Origin of the sequence: Agromyces binzhouensis, assembly GCF_004135055.1 — a bacterium.
Classification (GTDB): domain Bacteria; phylum Actinomycetota; class Actinomycetes; order Actinomycetales; family Microbacteriaceae; genus Agromyces; species Agromyces binzhouensis.
In genome coordinates, this window is sequence record NZ_SDPL01000173.1 from 1 (window position 1) to 6,125 (window position 6,125).

Below are 6,125 nucleotides of genomic sequence, written 5' to 3' on the forward strand. Positions count from 1 at the left end.
GCCGTGCCCTCGGGCGCGGGCGCCGCCGAGCCGCGCCCCGAGCGCGAGCCGAGCTTCGAGGAGGCGCTCGCGGCATCCGTCGTCCCGAAGCAGCTCATCGGCGAGCGAGCCGCGGCGCTCGTGCGGAGCGGCCAGAGCGTCATCCTCGACGTCGGCACCACGACGCTCCAGGTCGCCCGCGCCCTCCGCGCCCGAGACGACCTGGACGACCTGACGATCTTCACCAACGGCCTCTCGATCGCGCTCGAGCTCGAGCCCGAGATCCCGCGGTTCACGGTCGTCGTGACGGGCGGGACGCTCCGCCCCCGCCAGCACTCGCTCGTCCACCCGCTCGCAGGCTCCGTCCTCGACGAGGTCCACGTCGACCTCGCCGTGATCGGCTGCAACGGCGTCGACCCCAGGCTCGGCGTCACCAACGCCAACCTCCCCGAGGCATCCGTCAAGGCCCTCATGCTTCAGCGCGCCGCGCGCGCCGTCGTCGTGGCCGACGCGTCCAAGCTCGGCGAGGTCCACCTCGGGCGCATCGCCCCGGTCGACGCGTTCGACGCGCTGGTGACGGATGCCGCGGCCCCCGGCATCCTCATCGGCGAACTGCGCGACGCCGGACTCGACGTCCTCGTCGCCCGCGCCGCCGACCGGCCATAAGGTGGTGTGCATGAATCTCCCCACGGGCGATCAGTTCGAGCTCGAGACGACCACCTCCACGGGCGACGTCCGCGCGACCATCACCGCCGTCGCCGCAGGACTGCGCACCCTCACGATCAACGGGATCGACCTCGTCCCGCCCTACGGCGAGGACCAGACGCCGCCCTCGGGCTCGGGCATCGTCCTCGTCCCGTGGCCGAACCGCATCCGCGACGGCGTCTGGCGGCACGGCGAGCAGACCTACCAGCTCGCGATCACCGAGCCCGCGAGGCAGAACGCGATCCACGGACTGCTGCGGTACGCCGAGTACGTGCCCGTCGAGCAGGACCGCGACTCGGTGACGCTCGCGGCGACGATCTTCCCGCAGCTCGGCTACCCGTTCCTCGTGCGCACCGCCGTGCGGTACGAACTGGTCTCCGACGGGCTGAAGGTCACCCACTTCCTCGAGAACGTCGGCGGCGAGCCCGCCCCCGTCGCGGTCGGCACCCACCCGTTCCTCAAGATCGGCGGCGTGCCGACGGAGGACCTGGTGCTGCGGCTCGACGCGGCGAGCCACCTCGAGGTCGACGACCGCCTGCTGCCGACCGGCGAGGTGCCCGTCGACGGCACCGAGTGGGACTTCCGCGAGGGGCGCCGCGTCGGCGACGTCGACCTCGACGACGCGTTCGGCGAGGTCGCCTCGGTCGACGGGACCGTCGAGCACACCCTCTCGGCCCCCGACGGCCGGACGGTGTCGGTGTGGGCCGACGACGAGTTCGCGTACGTGCAGGTGTTCACGACCGAGAGCTACCCCGGCGAGAGCCGGGCGATCGCGGTCGAGCCGATGACGGCGCCCGCCGAGGCGTTCAACTCGGGCAAGGGCCTGCGCTGGCTCGATCCGGGCGAGCAGTGGGAGCTCAGCTGGGGCATCCGCTTCGCCGGCTTCACCGCCGAGTGAACCCCCGCCCCGAGCCGGGGCCCGGAGGCGTCAGAACGCGCAGCTGCCCGAGTCGACGCGGTCGCTGAGCGACGGCGCCTCGTCGGCGAGCGGCTCGAGCGTGCCGACCGGAACGGCGAAGCCCACGTTGTCGACGGTCTGCGACTTCGCGAACACCACGCCGCCGACCTCGCCGTCGCCCGTGAGCACCGGGCCGCCGGAGTTGCCGTGGTCGACCGCGGCCGCGAGCGTGACGACGTCTCGCGACGTCGTGTCGCCGTCGATCGAGATCGTGATCGGCCCGTTCGCCATGACCCGCGCCGGTCGCAGCTCCAACGGACCGCCGAACGGGTAGCCCACGACGGCCACGTCGGCGTCCGCGCCGGGCGAGTCGGCGATCGCGAGCGGTGCGACGTCGAGCCCGTCGACCGCGATCACCGCGAGGTCCGCATCGGGATCGAACGCCACGACGCGTCCCGCGACCGGGCCGCGGCCTGGCGCCTCGACGATCGGCTCGGTGACGCCTGCGACGACGTGCGCGTTCGTGACCACTCGGTCGGGCGCGACCACGAAGCCCGATCCGGTGAGGTTGCCGCCGCACTCGAACGCCAGCCCGGTGATCCTGACGACGGATGCCGCGGCGGCGTTCAGCTCGGGATCGTCGACGCCGCCCGACGGCAGCTCGGGCGCGACCGTCGGCCCGTCGAGGACCCCGGTGAGCCACGGGATCGCCTCGCCGAACGCCGCGGTGCGGAGTTCGGCCATGAGCGTGCGAGCCGGCTGCGGCGTGACCTGGTCGATGCTGCGGACGACCCAGGAGCCCGCGGCCGCCGGCGAGACGACGGGGACGCCCATCGAGCCGACGCCCGATGCGACGAGCGCGACGACGAACGCGGTCACCATCGTGTTCACGACGGCGCCGAGCACTCGGTCGATCGGTCCGAGCTTCACGGTCTCGGCGCCCCGGCCGAGCGCACGCCCGATCGCGCTGCCGAGCGAGACGCCAGTGACGAGGAGCACCACGGCGACCGCGATCGCGATCGGCGCCCGCCACTCGGGAGCCGCGACGAACGACACCACCCACGGCATCGCGATGTACGCGGCGATGCCGCCGCCGACCAGGCCGAGGAGTCCGCCGAGGGTGCGGAGCAGGCCGGCGCGCCATCCGTGCACGAGCGCGCCGATGAGGACGAGCACGAGCACGATGTCGAGGACGAGGCTCCAGGTCATGCGGGGTTCGCTCCGATCTGCCGAAGGACCAGCTTGCCGCATCCGCCTCGGAGCGCGCTGAGGGCGCCTCCGGTCCGGGCCGTGCCGGGCCGGGCCGGGGCGCCGCGCGCGCCGGGGACGGATGCCGACGGCCCCTCCAGCGTGCCGGAGGGGCCGTCGGTCGCGGGGCGGTGCCCGCCGTGCCCGCCTACTGGGGCATGAGCACCGAGTCGATCAGGTACACGGTCGCGTTGGCGGTCATGACGCCGCCGCAGATCACGTTCGCGTCGTTCACCATGAGCTCGTCGCCCGAGCCGGTCACCTCGACGGTGCCGCCCTGGACCGTGGCCTGCGTGCCGACCACCTCGTCGGGCGCGAGCTGCCCCGGCACCACGTGGTACGTGAGGATCGAGGTCAGGAGCTCGCTGTCGCCCTGCAGGGTCTCGATCGTGGCCGCGTCGATCTCGGCGAACGCGTCGTCGACGGGCGCGAAGACGGTGAACTCGTCGCCGTTCAGCGTGTCGACGAGGTCGACGTCGGGGTTGATCCCGCCCGAGACGGCCGCGACGAGCGTCGTGAGCAGCGGGTTGTTCGAGGCCGCCACGGCGACGGGGTCCATCGCCATGCCCTCGACGGAGCCGGCGCCGTCCGGCACCTGCTCGGCGTACCCGGCGCATCCGGGACCCACCAGGTTCGCCGCCGGGTCGGCCATCGTCTCCTCGGTCTCCATGGGCTCCTCGCTCATCGAGGTCTCGTCGTCGGTCGCGGGCTCGTCGGTCGTGCCGGCGCTGCAGCCGGCGAGGCCGAGCGCGGCGACGGCCACGATCGAGAACGCCGCCAGTGCGGTGCGGTGCGTGCTGCGCGTGGATCGCATCGGTCTCCTCCTTGGATGGTGCGGCCCGCTGTCGGGGCCGTCGTGTGGGGTTCGGGGCGGCGTGCGCGATGGTTTGGTCGGGCCCGGCCCGGGCGTGTCGGCGGCGCCGGATGCCGCGGCGAGCGGGCGTGCGGTCAGGTTCCGTTCATCCGGCATCCCATAGCCTCGTCAGCATGACGACGACCCTCCTCGCCGCCGCCGAACCCGAGCTCACCGGCCTCGCCGCGTGGGCCGTCGACCTCATGGAGACCCTGGGCGCCCCGGGCGCAGGCCTCGCGATCGCGCTCGAGAACCTGTTCCCCCCGCTGCCGAGCGAGGTCATCCTGCCGCTCGCGGGGTTCACGGCCAGCCAGGGCTCGTTCTCGCTCGTCGAGGTGCTGTTCTGGACCACCCTCGGCTCGGTCGTCGGGGCCCTCGCGCTGTACGCGGTCGGCGCGCTGCTCGGGCGCGAGCGGACGAGGGCGATCATCAAGGCCGTGCCGCTCGTCGACGTCGCCGACGTCGACCGCACCGAGGCCTGGTTCGTCAGGCACGGCAGGAAGGCGGTGTTCCTCGGGCGGATGATCCCGCTCTTCCGCAGCCTGATCTCGGTGCCGGCGGGCGTCACGCGCATGAACCTCGTGCTGTTCCTCGTGCTCACCACGACCGGCAGCGTCATCTGGAACACGGTCTTCGTCCTCGCGGGCTACGTGCTCGGTGAGAACTGGGCGGTCGTCGAGCCCTGGGCCGACGGGTTCCAGGTGGTCGTGATCGTCGCCGTCGTGATCGCGGTCGGCGCATTCGTGGCGAAGCGGGTCGTCCGCAACCGCGAGCACCGGCGTCGCGTGGCGGCCGGACAGGAGACCCGCGGCGGTATCTGAGCCGCGGCGTCCCGTTCCCGCGGCACGCGGCCCGTGTCGCCCGTGCGCCGGCGGGTCCTCCCGGACTACCCTGATCGCGTGGGCAGCCCCCGAGGTCGTCGCGGAGCCGGAACGTGATCCCGGCGACACGGTACGCCGGTCGGAACGGCGTCGACCTCGCCTACAAGGTGTTCGGCGAGGGCGACCGCGACATCGTGCTCGCGTTCGCGTTCATCTCCAACGTCGACGTGTTCTGCGAACTGCCGGAGCACCTCGAGTTCATCGAGCGGCTCCGGGGCCTCGGCGCCCGCGTCATCCTGTTCGACAAGCGAGGGACCGGGCTCTCGGATCGCGGCGGCCTCGACGCCTCGGTGGAGGACCACGCCGACGACCTCGTCGCGATCCTCGACGCCGCCGGGAGTGCGCGGGCGACCATCATCGGGTGGTTCGACGGCGGCGCGACCGCCCTCGTCGCCGCCGCCCGCCACCCCGACCGGGTGGAGGCCGTCATCGCCTACGAGGTGCTCGCGGTCGGCCGAGCCGATGCGGAGTTCCCCTGGGAGCTCGACGCCTCGTGGATCGCGAGCCTCATGGCAGGGCTCGAGCCGTCGGAGTGGGGCCGGGGGCACGTCGTGCGCCAGTTCTGGCAGTCGGAGGGCGCCGAACGCCTGGTGGCGTGGTGGGAGCGCTACGAGAGCATGTCGGCGACCCCGACGGCCGCGAGGAGGCTCGCCGAGGCCATCGTCCGGCTCGACGTCAGGCCGCACCTCGCCGAGGTGCGCGTGCCCGTGCTCGTGCTCCACGACGCTGCGCTGGAGGCGTTCGACGAGGCCCCGATGCGCTGGCTCGCCGATGCGCTCCCCGATGGACGGCTCCAGCTCGTCCACCGGTCCTCGGCCCTTCCGGCCATCCTCCCCGACAGCGCCCTCGTCGACGAGATGGAGGAGTTCCTGACGGGCAGCCGAAGCGGCGGACGGCGCGACGTGCTCACCACCGTGTTCACCGACATCGTCGGCTCCACGGCCGCGCTCGCGAGGACCGGCGACGAGAGCTGGCGCAGCATCCACGCGTCGCACGACGAGGCGCTCCGGCGCTCCATCGCCAGGTTCTCGGGGACCGAGGCCAACACGACCGGCGACGGGATCGTGGCGACCTTCCCGCTGCCCTCCTCCGCGCTGCACTTCGCCGCCCAGGCTCTCGACTCGGCCCGTGCGCTCGGGCTCGAGCTGCGCGTCGGCGTCCACTCCGGCGAGTTGATCCTGCGCGGCGACGACCTCGTCGGCCTGGCCGTCCACGCGGCGGCGCGCATCTGCGCGGCCGCGGACCCGGGACGCATCATGGTGAGCGACACGGTCCGCACGCTCCTGCTCGGACTCCCGTTCGCCTTCGAACCCGCCGGCGAGCACGAGTTGAAGGGCGTGCCCGACCGATGGCGGCTCTGGTACTGCGTGGACGGGCCCGCCGGCGCAGAGACGCGTCCGAGCTGATCGCCGGGAGGAGTCGCCGCGCCCGCGGTCCGGCCAATCCTCGCGGCGACCCGCGCCGAATCACCTGCGACCCTCCCCGCACCGCAGGAGCACCGCATGACCCTCGTCCAGGCGCCGCCTCCGGTCGCGCTGCGCGCCGCACCCGCGGCGGCGCG

The 6,125-nt window shown here is 73.3% G+C and carries 6 protein-coding genes; 4 read left to right on the forward strand and 2 right to left on the reverse strand.

Annotation, left to right across the window (positions count from 1 at the left end; genetic code table 11):
- Together ESO86_RS09700 and ESO86_RS09705 are read left to right on the forward strand one after the other, a co-directional pair.
- A partial coding sequence (locus ESO86_RS09700) for a DeoR/GlpR family DNA-binding transcription regulator (protein WP_165307600.1) occupies window positions 1-645 on the forward strand: 645 nt, incomplete at its 5' end.
- Window positions 646-655: 10 nt separating this feature from the next.
- Window positions 656-1,582 carry an aldose 1-epimerase family protein gene (locus ESO86_RS09705; protein ID WP_129234716.1) on the forward strand — a complete coding sequence of 309 codons (927 nt, stop codon included), beginning with the start codon at window positions 656-658 and terminating at the stop codon, window positions 1,580-1,582.
- Between the two features lie 30 nt (window positions 1,583-1,612).
- Here the strand turns inward: ESO86_RS09705 and ESO86_RS09710 are convergent, their stop codons facing one another.
- Together ESO86_RS09710 and ESO86_RS09715 are read right to left on the reverse strand one after the other, a co-directional pair.
- A complete protein-coding gene (locus ESO86_RS09710; protein WP_165307602.1) occupies window positions 1,613-2,791 on the reverse strand; it encodes a MarP family serine protease in 1,179 nt (392 codons plus the stop codon).
- 187 nt (window positions 2,792-2,978) lie between these two features.
- The gene (locus tag ESO86_RS09715) at window positions 2,979-3,644 is read right to left on the reverse strand and encodes a fasciclin domain-containing protein (RefSeq protein ID WP_129234718.1); all 666 of its coding nucleotides are present in this window, start codon (window positions 3,642-3,644) and stop codon (window positions 2,979-2,981) included.
- A 173-nt stretch (window positions 3,645-3,817) separates the two neighbouring features.
- On the opposite strand from ESO86_RS09715, the gene ESO86_RS09720 reads away from it, so the two are divergent.
- Together ESO86_RS09720 and ESO86_RS09725 are read left to right on the forward strand one after the other, a co-directional pair.
- Complete coding sequence (locus ESO86_RS09720; RefSeq protein ID WP_129234719.1) at window positions 3,818-4,504, forward strand: DedA family protein; 687 nt, start codon at window positions 3,818-3,820, stop codon at window positions 4,502-4,504.
- Between the two features lie 113 nt (window positions 4,505-4,617).
- On the forward strand, window positions 4,618-5,970 hold the full coding sequence (locus ESO86_RS09725) for an adenylate/guanylate cyclase domain-containing protein (RefSeq protein WP_129234720.1): 1,353 nt from the start codon (window positions 4,618-4,620) through the stop codon (window positions 5,968-5,970).
- Window positions 5,971-6,125 lie beyond the last annotated feature (155 nt).